15 protein-coding genes are annotated in these 20,514 nt (G+C 38.1%); 8 read left to right on the forward strand and 7 right to left on the reverse strand.

Annotation, left to right across the window (positions count from 1 at the left end):
* Nucleotides 1-305 precede the first annotated feature (305 nt).
* From ACMUMK_RS06455 to ACMUMK_RS06465, 3 genes are all read left to right on the forward strand, one after another.
* Nucleotides 306-1,133 (forward strand): alpha/beta hydrolase, encoded by an 828-nt coding sequence (locus ACMUMK_RS06455; RefSeq protein WP_414700288.1) that lies wholly within the window; start codon nt 306-308, stop codon nt 1,131-1,133.
* Between the two features lie 89 nt (nt 1,134-1,222).
* Entirely contained in the window at nt 1,223-1,492 is a 270-nt protein-coding gene (locus ACMUMK_RS06460; protein WP_414700289.1) for a hypothetical protein, read from the forward strand.
* Nucleotides 1,493-1,737: 245 nt separating this feature from the next.
* Nucleotides 1,738-2,703, forward strand: coding sequence for a prolyl hydroxylase family protein (locus ACMUMK_RS06465; RefSeq protein ID WP_414700290.1), 966 nt, complete (start codon nt 1,738-1,740; stop codon nt 2,701-2,703).
* 232 nt (nt 2,704-2,935) lie between these two features.
* Here ACMUMK_RS06465 and ACMUMK_RS06470 read toward each other — a convergent pair whose 3' ends face one another.
* From ACMUMK_RS06470 to ACMUMK_RS06480, 3 genes are all read right to left on the reverse strand, one after another.
* Complete coding sequence (locus tag ACMUMK_RS06470) at nt 2,936-3,727, reverse strand: enoyl-CoA hydratase (RefSeq protein ID WP_414700291.1); 792 nt, start codon at nt 3,725-3,727, stop codon at nt 2,936-2,938.
* 197 nt (nt 3,728-3,924) lie between these two features.
* Nucleotides 3,925-6,621 carry an ATP-binding protein gene (locus ACMUMK_RS06475; protein WP_414700292.1) on the reverse strand — a complete coding sequence of 899 codons (2,697 nt, stop codon included), beginning with the start codon at nt 6,619-6,621 and terminating at the stop codon, nt 3,925-3,927.
* Nucleotides 6,622-6,642: 21 nt separating this feature from the next.
* The gene (locus ACMUMK_RS06480; RefSeq protein WP_414700293.1) at nt 6,643-7,935 is read right to left on the reverse strand and encodes an ABC transporter substrate-binding protein; all 1,293 of its coding nucleotides are present in this window, start codon (nt 7,933-7,935) and stop codon (nt 6,643-6,645) included.
* Nucleotides 7,936-8,308: 373 nt separating this feature from the next.
* Between ACMUMK_RS06480 and ACMUMK_RS06485 the strand changes: the two genes are divergently transcribed.
* Nucleotides 8,309-8,929 (forward strand): MarC family protein, encoded by a 621-nt coding sequence (locus tag ACMUMK_RS06485; RefSeq protein ID WP_414700294.1) that lies wholly within the window; start codon nt 8,309-8,311, stop codon nt 8,927-8,929.
* Between the two features lie 19 nt (nt 8,930-8,948).
* Here the strand turns inward: ACMUMK_RS06485 and ACMUMK_RS06490 are convergent, their stop codons facing one another.
* The gene (locus ACMUMK_RS06490; RefSeq protein ID WP_414700295.1) at nt 8,949-9,497 is read right to left on the reverse strand and encodes a chalcone isomerase family protein; all 549 of its coding nucleotides are present in this window, start codon (nt 9,495-9,497) and stop codon (nt 8,949-8,951) included.
* 237 nt (nt 9,498-9,734) lie between these two features.
* Nucleotides 9,735-10,508 (reverse strand): outer membrane protein assembly factor BamD, encoded by a 774-nt coding sequence (locus tag ACMUMK_RS06495; RefSeq protein ID WP_414700296.1) that lies wholly within the window; start codon nt 10,506-10,508, stop codon nt 9,735-9,737.
* Nucleotides 10,509-10,681: 173 nt separating this feature from the next.
* Between ACMUMK_RS06495 and rluD the strand changes: the two genes are divergently transcribed.
* The 3 genes from rluD to clpB all read left to right on the forward strand — a co-directional run bounded on the left by rluD (nt 10,682) and on the right by clpB (nt 15,143).
* The gene (gene rluD / locus ACMUMK_RS06500) at nt 10,682-11,665 is read left to right on the forward strand and encodes a 23S rRNA pseudouridine(1911/1915/1917) synthase RluD (RefSeq protein ID WP_414700297.1); all 984 of its coding nucleotides are present in this window, start codon (nt 10,682-10,684) and stop codon (nt 11,663-11,665) included.
* Between the two features lie 2 nt (nt 11,666-11,667).
* Nucleotides 11,668-12,432, forward strand: coding sequence for a peptidoglycan editing factor PgeF (gene pgeF / locus ACMUMK_RS06505; RefSeq protein ID WP_414700298.1), 765 nt, complete (start codon nt 11,668-11,670; stop codon nt 12,430-12,432).
* 140 nt (nt 12,433-12,572) lie between these two features.
* A complete protein-coding gene (gene clpB / locus ACMUMK_RS06510; protein WP_414700299.1) occupies nt 12,573-15,143 on the forward strand; it encodes an ATP-dependent chaperone ClpB in 2,571 nt (856 codons plus the stop codon).
* 141 nt (nt 15,144-15,284) lie between these two features.
* Here clpB and prsT read toward each other — a convergent pair whose 3' ends face one another.
* Entirely contained in the window at nt 15,285-18,065 is a 2,781-nt protein-coding gene (gene prsT, locus ACMUMK_RS06515; protein WP_414700300.1) for an XrtA/PEP-CTERM system TPR-repeat protein PrsT, read from the reverse strand.
* A 115-nt stretch (nt 18,066-18,180) separates the two neighbouring features.
* On the reverse strand, nt 18,181-19,056 hold the full coding sequence (locus tag ACMUMK_RS06520) for a hypothetical protein (RefSeq protein WP_414700301.1): 876 nt from the start codon (nt 19,054-19,056) through the stop codon (nt 18,181-18,183).
* A 289-nt stretch (nt 19,057-19,345) separates the two neighbouring features.
* Between ACMUMK_RS06520 and pssA the strand changes: the two genes are divergently transcribed.
* Complete coding sequence (gene pssA, locus ACMUMK_RS06525) at nt 19,346-20,149, forward strand: CDP-diacylglycerol--serine O-phosphatidyltransferase (RefSeq protein ID WP_414700302.1); 804 nt, start codon at nt 19,346-19,348, stop codon at nt 20,147-20,149.
* The last annotated feature ends 365 nt before the right edge of the window (nt 20,150-20,514 follow it).

Genomic DNA, 20,514 nt, shown 5'->3' on the forward strand with positions numbered 1-20,514 from the left:
CGCACATATTTCGCATTGACCGGCGTATGTGGCGCAGAGACTGAGAACCTGTTGTAAGAATAAAGCCTAGCGGTTTGTAAAAAGCTCAAGGTTTATAAACTATTATTGGATATGAAAGCCGGTTTTTCTCTCCAAACTTCCGTTTTTGATTGCTCTCTTGCAGTAAGAAACCTCTGTAGTAACCGGCAAAAGAGCGTTTTCAGTAATACCTTTTTAACCACAACCTCAATAAAAGCTTGGTATTTTATTGCTTAAGTAAATTACACGTCATAACCTAGCCATTCATAATTTAATAAAAGACCCCCATGGGAATAATAAAACCAATTTTTATATTCATAGCTGTGCTTTTTTGCCATCAGGTTTTGGCTGATGGTTTGCAGAAGCAGGCAGAGGTAACTGCTCTGTCAATAGGTGAGAGGGTTGTCCTACCGTCTGATGTGCTTGGTGAAAATAGAGTATTAAATGTTTATCTGCCTCTTAGTTATTCAAAAGGCTCATCAAAAAAATACCCTGTTCTTTATTTATTAGACGGCTCTATTGAAGAAGACTTTATTCATATAGCAGGATTGGTGCAGTTTGGATCGTTTTCTTGGATTGAAATGATACCTGAGTCAATTGTTGTTGGTATTGCTAATGTGGATAGACGAAGAGATTTTACCTTTCCTACTAAAAATGAGGATGATAAAAAGGAATTTCCCACAACGGGCCAGTCCCAGAGTTTTATTCGTTTTCTAGAAACTGAATTACAGCCTTTTATAGATGAAAAATATAGAACAGCTGCAACTAAGACCTTGATAGGGCAGTCCCTTGGTGGTCTTTTGGCTACTGAGATTTTATTTAAAAAGCCAGATTTATTTGATAACTATATTATTACTAGTCCCAGTTTATGGTGGGATGATGAATCACTTTTAACATACTCACCAGTTTTGTTCTCTTCTAAAAAGTCGGTGTTTATTGCTGTTGGAAAAGAGTCAGAGGATATTGAAAGAACAGGTAGAGAGCTATATGACAAATTACAGGCTTTAGACAACAAGAACACTGAGCTTTATTTTGATTATCTTAAAAAGCAAGACCATGGAGATGCTCTGCATTTAGCTGTGTATAGTGCGTTTGAAAAGATTTTCAAAAAATAGTGGGGTATGAATCAGTGATATTTGCCATACACCAAACAGTTTTTAAATCCTGCAACTGTGCCTAAATAACCATGACGGTAAGAGGGAACATGACAATTAGTAAAATTAAGTTATTAGCTCTAAGTTTAGGAATGTTTTTAGGGCAGGTTAGTGCATCACCAACCTCTAACGAATTCGTACCCTGTAAAAAGTTGGCTGTCGCTAAATTAAAATATTGTTTAAATGATGATAATGAAAACTGCTGGGCTAAATCAAAGGCAAGCTATGAAGCTTGCTATAAAAATGTACTAGCTAGCCATAGTGTTAAAAATAATAAGATAAACAAAGCTCAAAGTAATAGCGACACCATAAAAAAGTAAATGTAAGTGGTTTCTTTGATTGTGGTTTGAGTTTTCTAATCGCAGCTGTACACACTTCATAAAATAATTGTGCAAACTGCCTTTTTACTATGGATGTGAGTCATTTATATAGAGGCTCACTGACAATACTCCTAATGTTTGTCTCGCTTTACTAGTAATCAAGTTTGCCGTTGCATACAATCACTGGCTAGGCCTTAAATGGCTGCTGTTTTTAACCTCTTGCTAAAAAGTGATTACGAAAAACTATGTCCCTTTTGCGTTTACTTGAAGATAAACACTTTAATAGATTAACGAACGAAAAAATTTTTGCTTTAGCTGAAACAAACCAGAGCTTTTGTCAGCAATGGTTGATACACGTTTTTAGAAGTGAAAGCAGTGTTGAAGAACTTTTTATGGCGGTTGCTTATTGTTTGAAACACAATTCGCCAATACTGGAACAGTTGAATCTTATATTCTCTGGGCAAACATTTGAGGCGCTGCCCGAAGATGTTTATCAGGAAGCTCTGAATCTTGTTGTTAAGAATTTACCTAGTGTAAATCGCGATAAGGTGTTACGCAGCGCCTTACCTCTACTTGCTTTTGTGCATTACTGTCCAGTTTTAGAGGCCCTAAGCCAAGACATTCGATTCGGAGCTAGTCAGATTGATATTGATGTTTTTACAAATATCAAAACGCAATTCGATCAAAACCTTCAAAAAGTAACGCTATTTGGTAGCCAAGGGCAGGGGAGTCGAGACTCTTCTATTCGAAATAACAGCCAATACTTTGCTTCGATTCCGAACGATAATGTATCGCTAGCGCTCGTTGAGCGCGCGTTAGCGAATAGCTCTGGTATTAGTATAAGACATGCTGAACCACCTGTTATTCTTAGGTATTTACCCGGCCAATTTTATCATTGGCATTATGATTATATATATCCTCATACAGCGGATATCGAAAGGCAAATAAATCAGTTTGGACAGCGAATCAAAACAGGCATTTACTACCTAAATGATGACTTTACTGGGGGAGAAACAGAATTTAAAACCCCTCATGTGTCTATACCTCCAAAGAAAAATCACATGCTAATTTTTGATAATGCTAGCCAAGGAAAGCCAATAAAAAATAGTATTCACCGCGGTGCTGAAGTGGCTAGCGGAGAAAAGTGGATTATGACTTTATGGTTTAGAGATAAACCATTCTGGCTACGATCCGGTTTAATGTCATATTAACGCCGTTTAGTATTAGGATATATTTAAATACTGTTAACTAGCGTATGTTTCTAAAGTGGGTAATAGATAGTTTCACAATTATCCCAAAAGCAATTTGTTACCTGTTTGGGTGGTGTTGGCTTAACAATAGGGGCTGTTGATATAGAATACGTGGCGCTATAACACAGCACGGTTATTTAAATGTTTTTAGACTTAAGTTTTAAAATTAAGGAGCTTGATACTTTCCGGCCTCCTAATTAGTTTTTCGATTTTTTAATTGCTCCAACCGTTTAGTCATCTGGCTCAAATCTATGGATTTACTGTACGGAACTGCAATTTGAGTCTCGTAGTTGAGTCCATCTTCTAAGCTCATATTCCACCCATGATCCATTAAAGATTTGATATTTAGCAAAGCTGGCATATCTGCTGTGGCAATGTTTTTTGCAAGATTTAGCACTTCTGACATTAAGGTTTCTTTTGGAAATACTTCATTAACTAAGCCCCACTTTTGAGCTTCAAAGGCATCAAAAAATCGTCCTGAAAAGCTTAACTCTTTTGCTCGATTTATTCCTACTATACGGGGAAGTTTTTGTGATAAGCCCCAGCCTGGCAATACGCCAACAAAGGCATGAGTATCTGCAAATTTGGCAGTATCACTTGCATATAAAAAGTCACAACATAAGGCTAGCTCTAAGCCTCCTGCTACTGCCACGCCATTTATTGCACCAATAACAGGTTTTGGGCATTTGGCTATTTTCTCGATAAATTCGGTTTGCTGCCCTTTATTATGTTTTTGAAATACATCGCTTTCATTACTGAGCATTTTTAAGTCTAACCCTGCGCTAAAGGCTCGGCCATTGCCAGTTAGCACCGCAACTTTAATATTTGCATCTGTAGCTATCACGCTAAAGGCCTCGGTTAAACTATCAATGACATCACCGGTAAGCGTGTTCAGGTCATTAGGCCGGTTTAGGGTGACAGTGGCTACATTATTAATAAAATTTAGTTGAACAGGGCCACTTGGATTACTTAAGTCTTTCTTCATGATTGCTATAGATATATCAATTTAGAACTTAGTAAATAACATCACTTCTACCAAATATGGTCAAAGTAAAGCTATCAATACTTTCAAATTACTTTGAATGATGTGTAGTTTTTAGTAGATATAGATGATTTTTTCTGATGCTCATGTCTGATAAAGTATAACGACCTAGCTTTAATTTAGCTCACTTATTAACTTGGTTAAGTGGCTTTATGTTCCAACCATTGCGCTAGAGTATTTGCTAACACCTCTCTTTTAAGTGGCTTAGTTATATATTTGTTCATCCCTGATTCACTGGCTTTGTTGTAGTCTTGTTGCATAGCATTTGCTGATAATCCGCATATTGGTAGTTTAGTAAACCCTCTTTCTCGTAATAATTTTGTAGCGGCGTAACCGTCCATTACAGGCATTTGTATGTCCATTAAAATCACATCGTAGTAGGGAGAGTTAGTGATTTTAGTCACAGCTTGTTGCCCATCTTCTGCAATATCATAGGTAACCCCCAGTGAGGTTAGCATTTCACCAGCTACGGCTTGGTTGATGCTATTGTCTTCCACCAGTAAAACATGGCCTTTTAAGCTCGGCTCAACCAAGTCTTTTGGGTTACTTAATTGGGTAAGTGGACTGGTTGATATTCCATTGAGTTCATCAATAAACATATTAAACTCTCTTGGTGAAAATGGGTGAGTTAACACCTTAGTATGCCAGCTTTTTATAAGCTCAGGTGCTAACTGCTGGGGCTGAGTGTCTGTAATAAAACCGAACTTAATAGCATTATCTGCGCAAAACTGTAGCGCTGGCTTTAATAAACTTACATACTCCTGGCACTTAACATCAAAAATTGCGATTGCTGGATATTCTGGGTTAGCTATGTTTGTTTCAAGAATAGAACTCAAGGTTTCAATATGACAATCGTTAGTGATGGCGTTTAGATAGTTATTGCACAGTAAATTAGACTCAGGCACATAAAAAATAGCTTTGGGTGAAGGGTTAGTATTACTAATAATGGCTGCTTGCCCTTTAAATGCTCTTAACTCAAGTTTTAAGTTGAATACACTACCCTTGTTTTGAGTAGAGGTGACGGTAATTTCACCATTCATTAGATTAACAAGTTGCTTTACTATTGATAGTCCAAGCCCCGTCCCTCCAAACTCTCTACTTGTCGTTCCATCTGCTTGTGTGAAGGGACTGAATATTCTTTTAAGCTGCGAGGCAGACATACCAATACCAGTGTCTTTTACTTCCGCAAACAGGGTGAATTTTCCTGCACTACCTGTGCTTTTACCCCAAAATCTAATAAACACTGTGCCGTTTCGAGTAAACTTTATAGCGTTACTACAAAGGTTTAGCATGATTTGACTAATACGCTGTGGGTCGCCAACCAGCTTTTTGGGTAACATTGGATCGGCATAAAAGCGAACATTTAAGTTTTTTTCTCTTGCTCGCATAGCTGTACTAGCAAGTATATTGTCAAATAATGAATCTAATGAGAAATCAGTTCGTTCGATATCTAATTTACCCGCTTCTATTTTAGAGAAGTCTAAAATATCATTGATTACGGTCATCAATACTTGGCTGGAGTTACTTACTTTGATTAAGTACTCTCGGAGCTTTTCAGACATGTCTTCATTTAAGCCCAATTCAACTAAGCCTATAATACCGTTCATTGGGGTGCGAATTTCGTGGCTCATATTAGCCAAGAAAACACTTTTTGACTGGGTGGCTTTTTCGGCAATAGCTTTAGCATTGTTTAACTCTTGATTGAGTTGTTCTTGTCGCTCAATGAGAGTTCTTGACTCATTCAATAACTCAGTAGTGCGCAGGTTATTTAGGCGAAAAACATCAGCAGCTTTTGATAGCTTTCCTATGTCATCTTTTCGGTCTAACCCAGGGATCGAATCTATTTTTTTCCCACTTACCAATCGCTCAAATACATCTGTTATTGCGTTAATAGGAACTATTATTCGTAACCCCAAAAATAGAGCTGTGGCTAAGGCAAAAATAATACCTATAAGTGAAGTAATATCATTTCGTGTTTTAGACTGTGCAACATTTTTCATTACAACCGTATTTGTTTGATCAGATAAATGGGCAACATTTTCACTTAATTGGCCGGTTAAATATAAAAACTCATTAGCCGAGCCAGTCATGACTACATTGACTAAGTAAAGGTAACCTCTAGTGATTTGAGTTAATTGCAGGAAATTCTGTTCAATTTTATTAAGTGAGGGGCTTATTTCAGGGTTTTGCTCCAAGATAGTAGGGAATTGCTCAAATAGACTTCTAATCTTAGCCATCTGAGACTCAAATTGCTCAATATGGGCTAAATCAGGTTTTAGTACATAGTTGAATGCGTCATTTTCAGCTCGCGCTAAATGAAACTCAATTCGCGCAACGGGGAAAGATTGTAATTTATTGACGCTAGAGCGGCTTTCAAGTAGCTCAACTAAAGTGTCAATCTCTATCAGTAAACCATTTTCAAAAAGTGCTTCCCGCCGAGTTCGACCATCTTTAACATCATTAAAGTTATCTGAATAATCGGCTAAGTGTTGGCGCATTCTGCTTAGTAGTTTTAATCCTTTTTCTTCATGTATTTCTGGTAAAACTGAATGCTCGAGAACTTTTAACTTCTCTTCAATCTCATTAATAAGGCGGTTGAAACGTAAAGCGGCTGACTGGCTGGCGGTATCTTTATAGATTAAGACATTACGTTGTAGGTTTGCCACATCACGTTCTAGTTCTCGGACGGTATTTACATCCAGTAAAGATTGCTGTGAAAGGTTTAAGCCTTTAACTAAGGTTGCTTGGTTACCTCGGGTAGTTACAATTTGTAAAACTAATAGAAAAATTAAGATTGATAGAACCGCTGTGACCTGAACTTTAAGAGATGAAAACATGGAATTCCTTAATACTCGAATCTATGAACTTATAAATTCGTACCATTTTTGCAAGCTATATTCGTAAGTCGGCATTACGGTATTCCATACAGCTACATTGCTAAAGCGTTTTTCATAGCTACCCCCGGTGCGAATATCTCCCTGTAAAACAGAAACTTTTCCATCCGTACCAATTAGTGGTGTTGATGCTGGTTTACCATCATACCAGTAATCCCATTCAGCTTTTGTTAGCAAAGGTTTAGAACGCTGAGGGTTAGAAATATAATATCCTTGTCTTGCAATAAATGCTCCTGGCCAACCTGAAAGCCACCAGTTCATATATTCATAAGCAACGTCCTTGATCCTTCCTGAAGTTGCCGATGATAAACACATCACACCGTGCCACCCTCGATAGCCTTCTTTAGGAGCTGCGAAGGTTACCGGTATATTTTGCCCGTTAAGCTGTGTTACCGCTGGAGAGAACATGCTTTCTATTACTACTCGTTTTGTACGCATAAACTCTACGGATTCAGGTACAGAGGTCCAGAACCCGCTAAAGTGGCCCTGTGCTTTTAGGTTATTTAAAATTTTGAACAAGGCATCTAGTTCTAATTTAGTCATGGAGCCTATATTGGCAAAGCTGACTAAACCTTGTGCTTGCGCTGCTAGGGCTAGATCAAATAATCCTATTGTTGGGGCGTTGACTATGCCTACTTTTCCAGAATACCTCTCATCTAATAACCAGCCCCAGCTTTCTGTTTCATAGGGAGTTCCCTTGGTGATGATGTCGGTATTGTAGCCAAAAGAGTCAACATTATGAACGTAAGGTAAGAAGCTGACATGTTCGGTATGCTCTTGCCCTAATTGACCATCAGCCTGCACATGAAGTATTTTATATGGTGCGTCTCCTGCACCATAATTTGCATTTGGAGTGACTTTCCCAGTTTTGGTAAGTGGGTTAATTTCATCCCAGTACTTTATTCTTTTTTTATCAATGCTTTGAATGGCACGAGAGCGCCATAATACATTAATACTGTTGGACCATTGTTCGTATAAATCAAAACTTTGTGGGGATATGGACGCTTTTTGTAATACAGAAGCACTACCTCTGGCTTCGAACACTAAATTAATGCCTAAGTCACGCATAGCCTGCTGTCGCAACTCTTCTTGCAAGGTAACATGGGTACCTAACACTCTGAGAGTAGGAGTACTCTTGGCAAAAACATAAGGGGCTTTAATTATTGCCCCTGCAGTAACCCCAGTTTTAACTAACGTTTTAATGGCCTTACGGCGAAGAGCATCGGTAGCATCTGGATTTTGACTAGGTAGTTTCATATACACTCCTTGTTGTGAAGAACTATAAAGACCAAATCTATTTTTGACAATTAACCTTTAGTCTTAACGGTTAAATGTCATTGCATCATATCTGTTAGATGGTTGTTAAAAAAATTGAGTTTCAAAGGAGTATCTAGTTTTAGGAGTGGAAGTAAGTATTTTATCTTCAACTTTAATTGCTTAGCTTGCTTACTAGTAGTCATTATTTTGGGACACTGGTTTTTAATATAAAATTTTACTTTAGTATCCCCTATATAGACTTTTCTCTTCATAAGCTTTGATATGCGTATGTTATTATATGAGATTACTTTTCTTCAGATACTTTGCTGAACCCCAAAACCATATTTTTTTAATCTTTATTGAGGAGTGTTTAATGATAGATTATTTGGCGGTATTTATTGTCTTTTTTGCTGTTATTGACCCTATTGGAACCTTACCTGTTTTTATTGCTGTTACGGATCAGTATGAGCCGAAAACAAGACGTCGAGTCGCATTGTTAGCGACTGTTGTGGCGGCATGCGTACTATTATTTTTTATGGGAGTAGGGGAAGTTATTTTGAATACTTTATCTATTCCGTTGCCTGCATTTCAAATATCTGGTGGTATCGTTTTATTTCTTTTCGCACTCAATATGATTTTTGGTGAAAGTAAACCTGAAGAAGAGTTGAAACTTTTAGAAAGCTCCCACAGAGAAACGGCTATTTTCCCACTGGCTGTACCTTCTATCGCTAGCCCTGGAGCCATGCTGGCTGCAATACTGTTGACTAAAAATGCGGTATATACTGTCTGGGAGCAAGCTCAAACAGCCTTAGTTATGTTGTCGGTTTTACTGTTAACTTATATTTTAATGTTGCTTTCTGGAGTTATTGCAAAAGTGATTGGTAGCAGTGGGGCAAGTGTTATAAGCCGAGTGATGGGGTTAATACTTTCCTCTATCGCTACCACTAATATTTTAGTTGGTTTTCAGGATTACTATACGTTAATTCAATCATAATTTGCCTTTATAAGATTACCTAGTTATCTGACTTTCCTAAAAGCTTATTACGGACTTTTGGATAACTAGCGTTTTCGTCTAACCATATTCTTAAAAAGTTTTCTCCAAACTTTTTATCAGAAATTTTTCCTATAGAGGTATCGTTTAAGAAAAACTCACTGTTTTTTTCTTGATTAACAATCAGTAGCAGAGTATCCCCTTTATTTATATCCGGAAACAAATCTTTTAGCGCCCCAAGCCATTGTTCAATTTGCTCTGCAGGTAAGCGTAATTTTAGCCATTCTTCCTTAGTATGTTTTACTAAATCTTTCCCGCTTATATCAAGTAGGTAAGTTATTTTTAATGCCTGAGGGAATTCATCCGCTGCATATTTTCCATTTTGACTGTACAAGCTTGAGTTATATATGTCCCAGAAAAATACTGTCAGTTTTGCTTCGCCAACTTGAGTTAAATTGGTTAAAGGGTTACTGAAAGTGTGTTGTGAATAAAACAATGTCAGAAAAGTAAGTGAGCAATAAAAACTCACAAAGTGACGCTTATAGCTGACTCTATATTTTAGATGGGTCATTGAGGCTCAGAGTAAAATAACTAATGTAGGTTAAGTACGTTTGACCTTATGAAATAGTTTACTGGCTACTAATTTTTAACTTGCAGGGTGATTGGAGTATCAAAGTATTTTTATGCTTGAAATGGCTTACTACAAGTTAGTTTGCTTATTGCGTGGAAGGCTGGCAACTAGATACTGATTTATTTTTGCACATAAAAAAACGCGCTTAATGCGCGTTTTAAAATGTCAGTTTATTAGTTAACTAATAAAGCTACTGTCAGGATAGTTTAACTTCAGGGTTTTCATCACGTTGTTTTTCAGCTTATCAAGTTTTAGCTGGTCATAACACTCAACCATTATTTCTAGTGCTTCGCGAACATGTTGAGTATCAGGATAATGCTCTATGACGTACTTACCACGGTTTGCAGCTGCTATATATGCATCACGACGCATATAGTATCGCGCAATCGCAATTTCATATTTAGCTAGACGGCTTTTAATATGTAACATGCGTTTTTGGGCATCTGCTGCATATTTACTATTGGGGAATTTTTCTATTAGTCGTTTGAAGTCGCTAAAGGCTTGACGAGAGCTACTTGGATCTCTGTCAGAACGGTCGATTCCAGCTAGGTCTTGGAAAAGGTTATTATCTACTTCCATGTTAGCTAAGCCACGCATGTAATAAGCATACTCTACATCAGAATGATTTGGGTTAAGCCGAGTAAAGCGATCGATTGCAGCTAACGCTTCGTCAATTCGTCCTGTTTTGTAGTACCCATAAATAAGGTCCAACTGTACTTGGTGTGACAACGGGCCGAATGGAAAGCGAGAATCTAATGCCTTTAGGGTTTCGGTGGCTGCATTAAAGTTGCCCAAAATCATTTTTTCTTTTGCTTCTTGATACAGACTTTGTGCACTTCGATTTTTAAGTACCAAATCAATGTCTTCGTCTTCCGGCACTGATGAACAGGCCACTAACATCATTAAGGTACTGGTTATGAGTATATTTCTTACATTGACTTTACTGATCATATCGCTCTTATTTGCTCTTATTTGACTATTCGATTGGTGATGTTTGATTCATTAAGGACAAAAATCCGTTAGAATAGTAGTTTACCTAATCGATAACTGCAGCGCATTCTACCCCACCAAATTGGGCTATGCACACATAAATCGTTACGAAACACTTTCAGGATGTTTAATGCATGTCTACCTCACATGAAAAAATACAACTTCAGGCCCACGTGCCTGACAATTTATTTGGTAAACGCTTAGATCAAGCTTTAGCCGAAATGTTCCCTGATTATTCAAGATCTCGCATAAAAGAATGGATTTTGAGTGATAAAGTTACTGTTAATGGAGAAATATCTAATAAACCAAGGGAAAAACTGATTGGCGAAGAGCTAATTGAGATTGATGTAGAGCTTGAAGTACAGGTTCAACATCATGCTCAAGCAATTGATTTAGATATTGTTTACGAAGATGAAGATATATTGGTTATCAACAAACCCACTAACTTGGTTGTTCATCCAGGGGCAGGTAATATGGATGGTACTATTTTAAATGCACTGCTTAACCATGTGCCAAATATTGAGAATGTGCCACGAGCCGGTATTGTTCACCGTTTAGATAAAGATACAACTGGTTTGATGGTTGTTGCGAAAACTATTCCTGCACAAACCCATCTAGTTGAGCAGCTTCAAGCTAGAGAAATAAGTCGCGAGTATGAAGCCGTAGTCATTGGTACTATGGTGGCTGGTGGCACAGTGGATGAGCCAATTGGGAGACATCCTACTAAGCGAACAAATATGGCTGTTCGCGAGTCAGGTAAACCTGCTATGACCCATTACCGAGTCAAAGAGAAATTTAGAGCACACACGTATTTGAGGTTAAAGCTTGAATCAGGTCGTACTCATCAGATTAGAGTACATATGTCTCACCTTCGCTACCCACTAGTAGGTGACCAAGCATATGGCGGTCGCCCTAAGCCACCTAAAGCATGTAATGAAAGAATGGTAGATATGTTACGCAGCTTTAAGCGTCAAGCCTTGCATGCCGTTCAGTTAGAGCTTGCTCATCCAATAACTGGGGAATGGATGTCATGGAAAGCTCCGTTACCTGATGATTTTGTAGAGCTTTTAGATGTATTAAGAGAAGACAAGCAGGAACACGGAAGTGGAGAGGTATAGCCTTGACTCTTCCTTCATTTATTTATCCTGATTGGCCTGCACCTAAACATATTAAAGCCTATGTTAGCACTAGGGGAGGAGGTTTCAGTCAAGCGCCCTTTGATAGTTTGAATGTGGCGCAACATGTAAATGATGATGCCGCTGTGGTTGCTAAAAACCGCACTTTGTTGCCCATGTATGAGAATATAAATTGGTTGACGCAAATCCACAGTACCACTTGTATAAATTTGGATATAAAGCAGCCATCAAAAATAGAGGCTGATGCCAGTTATAGTTGTATTAAAAATCAAGTATCTGCTGTTATGACGGCAGACTGTCTGCCTCTTTTACTTTGTGATACCAAAGGGACTGTGGTAGGTGCTATTCACGCCGGTTGGCGCGGCTTAGCTGCCGGAGTAATTGAAAATACACTCACAGCAATGGGCGTTAAGCCTTCAGAAATGTTGGTTTGGTTAGGCCCAGCTATAAGTCAGAGTAACTTTGAAGTAGGTAGAGATGTCAAAGACGCTTTTGATAATTATCCTGAAGCATTTGTTGCAAGTAATTTAGCTGATAGCGATAAGTTTTTGGCCGACCTATATTTAATTGCACGGTTAAAGCTGCAATCTTTGGGAGTTAGTAAAATATTTGGTGGCGAATTTTGTACATATGAGCAGAAAGATTTATTTTTTTCTCATCGTAGAGCGACCCATGAAATGATAGCCACTGGGGGAAAGCCAAGTCACGCTACAACAGGTAGAATGTTGAGTGCGATTTATATTAGTTGAGTATTTTGTTGTTTATTATCGATAGCTTGACTTAAATCAATTTTCGTAAAATCTCTATTGGTTAATTGTTAGACACACTTGATTAGCCAATAAATTGTACCCATTAATGATTCATAGAAATTAGAGGTGGAGTACCTTTTATGCAATTAGATAGTTTTACAAGTAAATTTCAATCGGCACTTTCTGACGCTCAATCTTTAGCGCTCGGTCGTGATCATCAATATATTGAACCTGTTCATTTAATGACGTCTTTGCTAAATCAGCAGGGCGGTTCAGTGCGTCCATTACTCGATGAAGCAGGAATAAATGTCAATAGTCTTCGCTCTGCATTAGCTGAAGCAATTGAAAGATTGCCCCGAGTACAAGGTTCAGGTGGTGATGTTCAGTTAAGTAAAAATACTGTCATTCTTTTAAATCTGAGTAATAAGATTTCTCAAAAACGAAAAGATGAATATATAACGTCTGAAGTATTTGTTTTAGCGGCCTTACAAGATAAGGGAGCCTTGGGAGAAATATTAAAGCAATCGGGGGCTGATGAAAAAAGTATTGAGCAGAGTATTGAGAAAATACGTGGTGGGCAAAAAGTGACAGATCCAAATGCTGAAGATGTCCGTCAGGCATTAGAGAAGTTTACCACTGATTTAACAGAGCGAGCCGAACAGGGAAAGCTTGACCCTGTTATTGGTCGTGATGATGAAATTCGCCGTACCATCCAAGTATTACAACGCCGTACTAAAAATAACCCAGTGTTAATCGGAGAGCCTGGTGTGGGTAAAACAGCAATCGCTGAAGGGCTTGCACAGCGTATTATTAACGCCGAGGTGCCAGAAGGTTTAAAAAATAAACGGGTACTGTCTTTAGACATGGGGGCTTTGATTGCTGGGGCTAAGTTTCGAGGTGAATTTGAAGAGCGTTTAAAAGCTGTTTTAAATGAACTGAGTAAAGAAGAAGGGCGTGTGATCCTCTTTATAGATGAATTGCATACTATGGTCGGAGCTGGTAAAGGCGATGGTGCAATGGATGCAGGCAACATGCTCAAACCTGCTCTTGCTAGAGGAGAACTACACTGTGTTGGGGCCACTACCTTAAATGAATACCGACAGTTCATAGAAAAAGATGCAGCCCTAGAACGTAGATTTCAAAAAGTCTTAGTTGATGAGCCCAGTGTTGAAGACACAATTGCTATTTTGCGAGGGCTGAAAGAGCGTTATGAGCTGCATCACTCGGTAGAAATTACCGATCCTGCAATTGTGGCTGCTGCCACTTTGTCTCATCGATATATTAGTGACAGACAATTGCCAGATAAAGCCATCGATTTAATTGATGAAGCAGCCTCTAGTATTCGCCTGCAGATGGACTCTAAACCGGAGGACATGGACAAGCTAGAACGGCGGATTATTCAGCTCAAGTTGGAAGAACAAGCTTTAGCTAAAGAAAAGGATGAAGTGAGTCACAAGCGCTTGGAGTTAATTGAGTTAGAGCGAGAGCAGGCTGAACATAAATTTTCTGAGTTCGAAAAGGTATGGCTTACCGAGAAGCAAGCTGTTCAAGGAACTCAAAGTATTCGCTCTGAACTTGAACAAGCTAAGTTAGATTTAGAAATAGCCAGAAGAGCCTCTGATTTAAGCCGTATGTCTGAGTTACAGTATGGTCGTATTCCAGAGCTAGAGGCGAAGCTAGAATTGGCTACTGAGTCTGAAACACAAGAGCCAACGTTACTAAAAAATAAAGTATCTGATACTGAAATAGCAGATGTACTATCTCGCTGGACTGGGATCCCAGTATCTAAAATGTTAGAAGGTGAAAAAGCGAAATTACTGTCGATGGAAGACGCCCTCAAGGATAGAGTAGTTGGTCAACAGGAGGCGGTAGAAGCGGTTTCAAATGCAATTAGGCGTTCAAGAGCAGGTTTGTCAGACCCAAATAAACCAATTGGCTCTTTCTTGTTTTTAGGGCCTACAGGTGTAGGTAAAACAGAGTTGTGTAAGACCTTGGCTAACTTCTTATTTGATACCCAAGATGCCATGGTGCGTATTGATATGTCTGAGTTTATGGAAAAACATTCAGTGTCTCGTCTAGTTGGTGCCCCTCCAGGGTATGTGGGGTATGAAGAAGGAGGATATTTAACTGAAGCAGTTAGGCGCAAGCCATACTCGGTGATTTTATTAGATGAAGTAGAAAAAGCGCATCCAGATGTTTTTAATATTTTACTACAAGTCTTAGATGATGGCCGCTTGACCGATGGGCAAGGTAGAACCGTAGACTTTAAAAATACTGTAATAATTATGACCTCAAATTTAGGTTCGGATATTATTCAAGAAGTCAGTGCTGAAAAAGACTATCAACAAATGAAAGACCTAGTCATGGGAGTAGTTGGAGAGCATTTTAGACCAGAATTTATCAATAGAGTCGATGACACAGTTGTGTTCCACCCTCTGGGTAGAGAGCAAATTAAATCGATAGCAAAAATTCAGTTACGAGCTCTTAGGGATCGTTTGGCTGATAAAGGGTATAAGCTGGAACTTAGCTTATCTGCTTTGGATAGATTGGCTGAAGCTGGGTTCGATCCTGTCTTTGGTGCACGGCCCTTAAAGCGCGCTATTCAAATTGAAATCGAGAACCCGTTAGCTCAGAAAATACTTGCAGGGAATTTAGCTGGATCAGGTTTGATAAAAATTGATAGTGATGGAGAAGGGCTAACTATTAGTTAACCCTTACGATTCCATGCAGTGGACCGGCTTATATCTGTCATGATACTAAACTGGTATTTCAAAAGAAGCTAGAAGTAATGGAGGGCCTTCCATTGCTTCTAGTTTTATAGTGAAATTTTGCTTTAAATCGTATCTGTTAGACTAAATACTGTTTAATAGTTGTTGTGCTTCCGAAGACTCTAAAAAAGGTACGCCTAGTTCAAAAGCTGATTTGAGTTCTTTTTCTGCCTCGTCACTTCTGCCTAACTTTTGTAAAGTGAAGCCTAAGTGATATAGCGTGGAAGGCGCATTGGAATTCATAGCGTATGCTTGTCTTAATAGTACTAATGCCTCGTCGTATTGCCCTAGTTTTGCTAATACCCAACCTTTAGAGTCAATAAGGTCTGCTGACTGAGGTGCTAATTCTAGTCCTTGATTTATTAAGTCTAGTGCAAGCGCTAAATCATTATCCAAGGCTATAAACGCTAAATTATTTAACACTGCAGGCTTGTTGGTGTAGTTTTCTAGGTTCTGTAATTTTTTGTAATGACTTAAGGCCTGAGCTGTTTCATTGCTCTGTAAGTAAGTGTCAGCCAAAAGGTTACGAAGCACATGTTTATTAGGTGTGGATTTTAGTAAGCCTTCTAGATGCTCTTTGAATTTCTCTGTACCTTTTCCAAGGTTAGCTAATTGATATAACTGCCCATAGATTGAGAGCGAAGTAGGGTCCAACTTCTGAGCCTTCCATAGTATTTCGTATGCTGAGTCTAAATCATTTTGTTTAATACTAAGCTTGGCCTGAGCTACCATGACTTCTATTTGGTTAGGGTACAGGTTATTTGCAATGGTTAGATATTTTTGGGCTTTGGGGTACCTGTTAGTATTGCTATATAGATTGTTTAGTTGCAGTAACGCAGGTAGATATTTGTTATCGCGTTCCTCTAAAATGGTTAATAATGTTTTTTCAACGCCATCAAAATTTTTGGTTTTATACTGAGTTTTGCTAAGTGCAATTAGGTTATCCGGTTGTGTTTTCCATTTTTCAAATAAATTGGCCTGCAACTCAATTGATTCATCAGATTTCCCGCTTTTATATAGAAGCTCAGCCTTGCTCAATTGATATTTATCACTGGATAAAGCGTTTTTATTATAAGTTTCTATTTCCCAAAGCGCTTCTTTATATTTCTTGGTTTGTATATACAACTCTATTAATTTTTCGGATATTGGTAGAGACTGGCCATTTAGTTTTGAAGCATAGCGTAACTTTTCTATTGCTTGTTCATAACGCTCCAATGATGATAACAAGTCTGCAAACAATAGGTATGACTCTGCTTGGAGGACGTCGCTCTCCTCTAGGTCAATCATGATGTCGATTGCTTCGTTGTATTGTTTTAGAGCCCCTAGTAAGTTAGCTTTATTATATTTTGCTGGTACATAGTTGGGTCTGAGTGCTAGTGTTTTTTCGATTAACGTACCTGCTTCAGTTAAGCTTCCCTTTTTTATTAGCAACGCTACGTTAAGGTTTAATATGTCTATGTTTTCTGGCAACGCTTCTAATAGTGATTTAGCTATTTTATGAGCGTTTGAATAGTCTTCCTGTTGAAACAACAGGTGTGCTTTCGCTAGCTCTCTTTGGTCAAGGTAAGCTGGGTCAGATATATTATTTAAAGTAGTTAACGCATCTTCTATTTTATTTCTAGCGACATAGGTTTTGGCTTTTATAAAATCAACCTTAGGGTTGTTCGGGTACTGCTCAGCAAGTTGGCTAGTTAAATTTTCACATTTAAACGCGCGGTTTGCTTTTAAGTAAAGATCGCATAATAGTAATGACAAATTTAGATTTTGAACAACTAAGTTTTCATTAGCAGTTAAAAGCTTTAGGGCATTTCTTTCCTTTCCCAATTTCAGGTATGTATCTGTCAATATAGCTATCGTATTAACATCCAAAATAGAGTTGTTAACGTAATAAGTAATATCTGATAGTGCTCGCTCATAATTACTTGTTAAATAAGCGGTCATGCCGCTTGCAAAACGCAGTGACAGGTTTGAAGTAACACTTTGCCCAGTAACTAAGCTTAATTCTTGAGATAATTGACTAAGTAGGTTTTGTGCCTCTTCTGTATTACCTGTAGCGGATAATATCTGGCTTTGTAATAGAATGGCATATGGATCATCTGGTGTTTGAATCAAGATTATATTAAGTATTTTCTTAGCTTCTTCTACTTTTTTAGCTGCCCACAGTCCGTCAGCGTAAGCTCTAAGTACAAAGGGATCATTTGGGTTTAAATTATATGCTGTCTCAAAAGAATTAAGTGCTTGTGAAGTGAGTTGTTTTTGTTTTTCTAGTAGTCCTTTGAGCCTCCAGGTGCTCGCTACTTTGTTATTCGAAAGTAACGATTTCTCTAAATACTTTTCGGCTTGTTCAATCTTACCTAGCTTTAGATATAAAGGTACTAGTGCATTGAGGGCCCGTATGCTTTGGGGTTGTAATTGCACAGCTTGCAAGTAGGTTCTTTCTGCATTATTGGTGTCATTTAAGTTCGCAAATGCGGTAGCTTTTAACATGAGTAGTTCAAAAGTGTTTGTGCTGTTCAAACTGCTTAGGTCAAGTAATAATATTTTGTCAAACTGTTGCGTTAGAATTAAAGCTTTTCCGTATCCTTTTAATATCAAATTTGGATCTGCACCGAAGTTTAAAGCTTCTTCAAACTCAGTGATTGCACTATCAAAATAGCCATTGATTAGTAATATTTCACCCATCAATATTTTGGCGGCTAAATCTGACGGGTTTTCTTGTAAAGCGTTCTTTATATGTATATAGGCTTCATCAAACTTATTGCTAGAATACGCTGTTAGCGCTTTTTCGTAGTTTGAAGTAGTTTGTGCTGATGGTTGCAAACAATATATAGATAAAAAAACAAATAAAATTAATTGCTTCTGCATAGGTTAATGTCTATCTGTGAGTGATTTCTGGTGAATAGTAACAATCGCTGAAAAAAATATAAAACAATAAAAAAGCGGCCAAAGCCGCTTTTGTTAATTTAGGTGGGGTTAAGAGTTATTTCCTAACTCGTCTGGCAATTAACAACATTGCAAATGCTAATAAGCTTAACGTTGCTGGAGCCGGAACTTCAGCTGTTCTAAATGCAAGGTTATCAATCGCTCCTGAACCTGGGATTTGAACTCTTAAGCGGTCTATACCAGTAATATTAAGTAGTTGTCTTACAAACTGCCCATCGCCCATAGTCAATAACGTGTCATCACCTGCTTGAACTGTATAATCAGCGCTATCGAATATCGAAACAGTATCACCAACAGCCTTATCTGTTTCAACGCGAGTCGCAACTAAGTTGTCATTAGCGAAAAACTGAATGACAAATTCGCCATTATCTTCAATGTCAAATGTATCTAAGCTAATGATGTCAACTAGGGTATCGAAGGTGAACTCAAAATATCCTGCAGGGTTAGTTCCATTTTCGTCATTTGGGGTTGTACATGAAAATGCGTCACATGTATTACCGTTTGCTGAATCGTTAATAAAGTCAGCATTTTGCATTATTAATACGTTGTCAGGTGTATCAGCGAATTGAATACCATCAATGTTTAGCGCTGTGTAAGAATACTGTCCAGTTCCGTTATAATCGTTACGGTTTCTATTGTATTCTAGGTCTGGGTCTTCAGTTCCAGATAAATTAGTGTCAAAGGCTACTTGTATACCTTCAATATCATCACTAGTTTTGCTTGTTGTATTGTTTACATTAACACTGGTGATACTTACACCTGCACTTGCGTATTCATCATCAACAATTTGACCATTTGTAATGGCATTGCCATTACTGTCAGTGTCAAAATCAATAACTGTTACACCGGCGTGGGCTTGCGATAATGAAATCACGGATAATGTCGATACTAAAAAACTACGCACTTTGTTCATTTTTTCACCAAGATATATACTAGAATTACTATGTCAGCCAATAAGCATATATTGGGCCATTTATTTTTTGTTGTTATTTATCAGTTGCTTGTGGTGTTTTTTGGTGGCTTTTTTTATGTTGTTGTAAAAAAAACTGACAATTAAGAGCTGCATACAGTAATTAAAAACTTAGCTTTCTAACTTTGATGTCTATTGATTCAAAATCTAAGTTAATCTTTATATACTCTAACCATACAAACGCGATAAGCTTAGTACTATATTTGTAATTTAATAGGTGTGAGACAATATAATGCCAGAACAGAAGCGTAGGGGGATTTACCTTTTACCTAATTTATTAACAACGGCTGGGCTATTTTCTGGTTTCTTTGCTGTAGTATCCTCAATGAACGGTCGTTTTGAAGCGGCGGCTGTAGCAATATTTGTTGCTATGATTTTTGATGGGCTAGATGGACGAGTGGCTAGAATCACTAATACTCAAAGTGAATTCGGGGCAGAGTATGATTCAATGGCTGATATGGTTTCGTTTGGTGTAGCGCCAGCTCTAGTTGCATATAATTGGGGGCTAGCCGGCTTGGGGAAAATTGGTTGGTTAGCTGCGTTTATATATGTAGCAGGGGCGGCTCTAAGGTTAGCCCGTTTTAATACGCAAATTGGCATCGCTGATAGCCGCTTTTTTCAAGGGCTAGCTAGCCCTGCTGCTGCAGCTTTAGTTGCAGGGCTTATATGGGTAGGTGTTGAATATAAAGTCGACGGCCAAGACTATGGCGTTGTAGTAGCCTTAGTAACAGGGATATCTGGTTTACTAATGGTAAGTAACTTTAAATATAATTCCTTTAAAGAGTTAAATTGGCACGGTAAGGTCCCTTTTGTGGTGCTGTTACTAATACTGTTAGTTTTTGTAGTGGTCGCAACCGAACCCGCTTTGGTTCTATTTATTGTTTTCCTTCTGTACGCACTAGCAGGGCCAATAAACACATTCAGAATGGTTGATAAGGTAAGGTTAGAGGATGTGGTTGGTGATGCCGAAGAAATAGATACAAGTACAACCGATTCAGAAAGCGGCGAATCTGATGAGTCAAATAAGAATGAATGAGTAATTCACTCTTATTTAGATACCTAATTTAAAAGGCATTCACTTCGATGAATGCCTTTTTCGTTCTAAATGTTGAAAAATTCAACGTTTTTTATTGTTGTGTATAAAAAACAAGCGGTTGAAATGAAAAATGAAATAAAGTGTTGCATAGGGATGTGTTATCTCTATAATGCGCCCTCGCTTCAAGGGAGACCGGTTACAACAACTTAGGTCACCGGCAACAGGGTCAATTTGATTGGTTAGTTGCATATACTTAAGAGGTATATTTGAAGCGGGATGTAGCGAGATTTAATTTGAAAATAATTTAAATTAAAACGTTGACATCAAAATTTAACGGCGTATTATACGCCTCCCGCTTAAGAGGG

Source organism: Paraglaciecola sp. 2405UD69-4, assembly GCF_047525415.1.
In the GTDB taxonomy this organism is placed as follows: Bacteria; Pseudomonadota; Gammaproteobacteria; order Enterobacterales; family Alteromonadaceae; genus Paraglaciecola.

What these genes read in the sequence shown, in the direction of transcription:
- ACMUMK_RS06455 (WP_414700288.1), top strand. Translation starts at nt 306, where the DNA reads ATGGGAATAATAAAACCAATTTTTATATTCATAGCTGTGCTTTTTTGC.
- ACMUMK_RS06460 (WP_414700289.1), top strand. Translation starts at nt 1,223, where the DNA reads ATGACAATTAGTAAAATTAAGTTATTAGCTCTAAGTTTAGGAATGTTT.
- ACMUMK_RS06465 (WP_414700290.1), top strand. Translation starts at nt 1,738, where the DNA reads ATGTCCCTTTTGCGTTTACTTGAAGATAAACACTTTAATAGATTAACG.
- ACMUMK_RS06470 (WP_414700291.1), bottom strand. Translation starts at nt 3,727, where the DNA reads ATGAAGAAAGACTTAAGTAATCCAAGTGGCCCTGTTCAACTAAATTTT.
- ACMUMK_RS06475 (WP_414700292.1), bottom strand. Translation starts at nt 6,621, where the DNA reads ATGTTTTCATCTCTTAAAGTTCAGGTCACAGCGGTTCTATCAATCTTA.
- ACMUMK_RS06480 (WP_414700293.1), bottom strand. Translation starts at nt 7,935, where the DNA reads ATGAAACTACCTAGTCAAAATCCAGATGCTACCGATGCTCTTCGCCGT.
- ACMUMK_RS06485 (WP_414700294.1), top strand. Translation starts at nt 8,309, where the DNA reads ATGATAGATTATTTGGCGGTATTTATTGTCTTTTTTGCTGTTATTGAC.
- ACMUMK_RS06490 (WP_414700295.1), bottom strand. Translation starts at nt 9,497, where the DNA reads ATGACCCATCTAAAATATAGAGTCAGCTATAAGCGTCACTTTGTGAGT.
- ACMUMK_RS06495 (WP_414700296.1), bottom strand. Translation starts at nt 10,508, where the DNA reads ATGATCAGTAAAGTCAATGTAAGAAATATACTCATAACCAGTACCTTA.
- rluD (WP_414700297.1), top strand. Translation starts at nt 10,682, where the DNA reads ATGTCTACCTCACATGAAAAAATACAACTTCAGGCCCACGTGCCTGAC.
- clpB (WP_414700299.1), top strand. Translation starts at nt 12,573, where the DNA reads ATGCAATTAGATAGTTTTACAAGTAAATTTCAATCGGCACTTTCTGAC.
- prsT (WP_414700300.1), bottom strand. Translation starts at nt 18,065, where the DNA reads ATGCAGAAGCAATTAATTTTATTTGTTTTTTTATCTATATATTGTTTG.
- ACMUMK_RS06520 (WP_414700301.1), bottom strand. Translation starts at nt 19,056, where the DNA reads ATGAACAAAGTGCGTAGTTTTTTAGTATCGACATTATCCGTGATTTCA.
- pssA (WP_414700302.1), top strand. Translation starts at nt 19,346, where the DNA reads ATGCCAGAACAGAAGCGTAGGGGGATTTACCTTTTACCTAATTTATTA.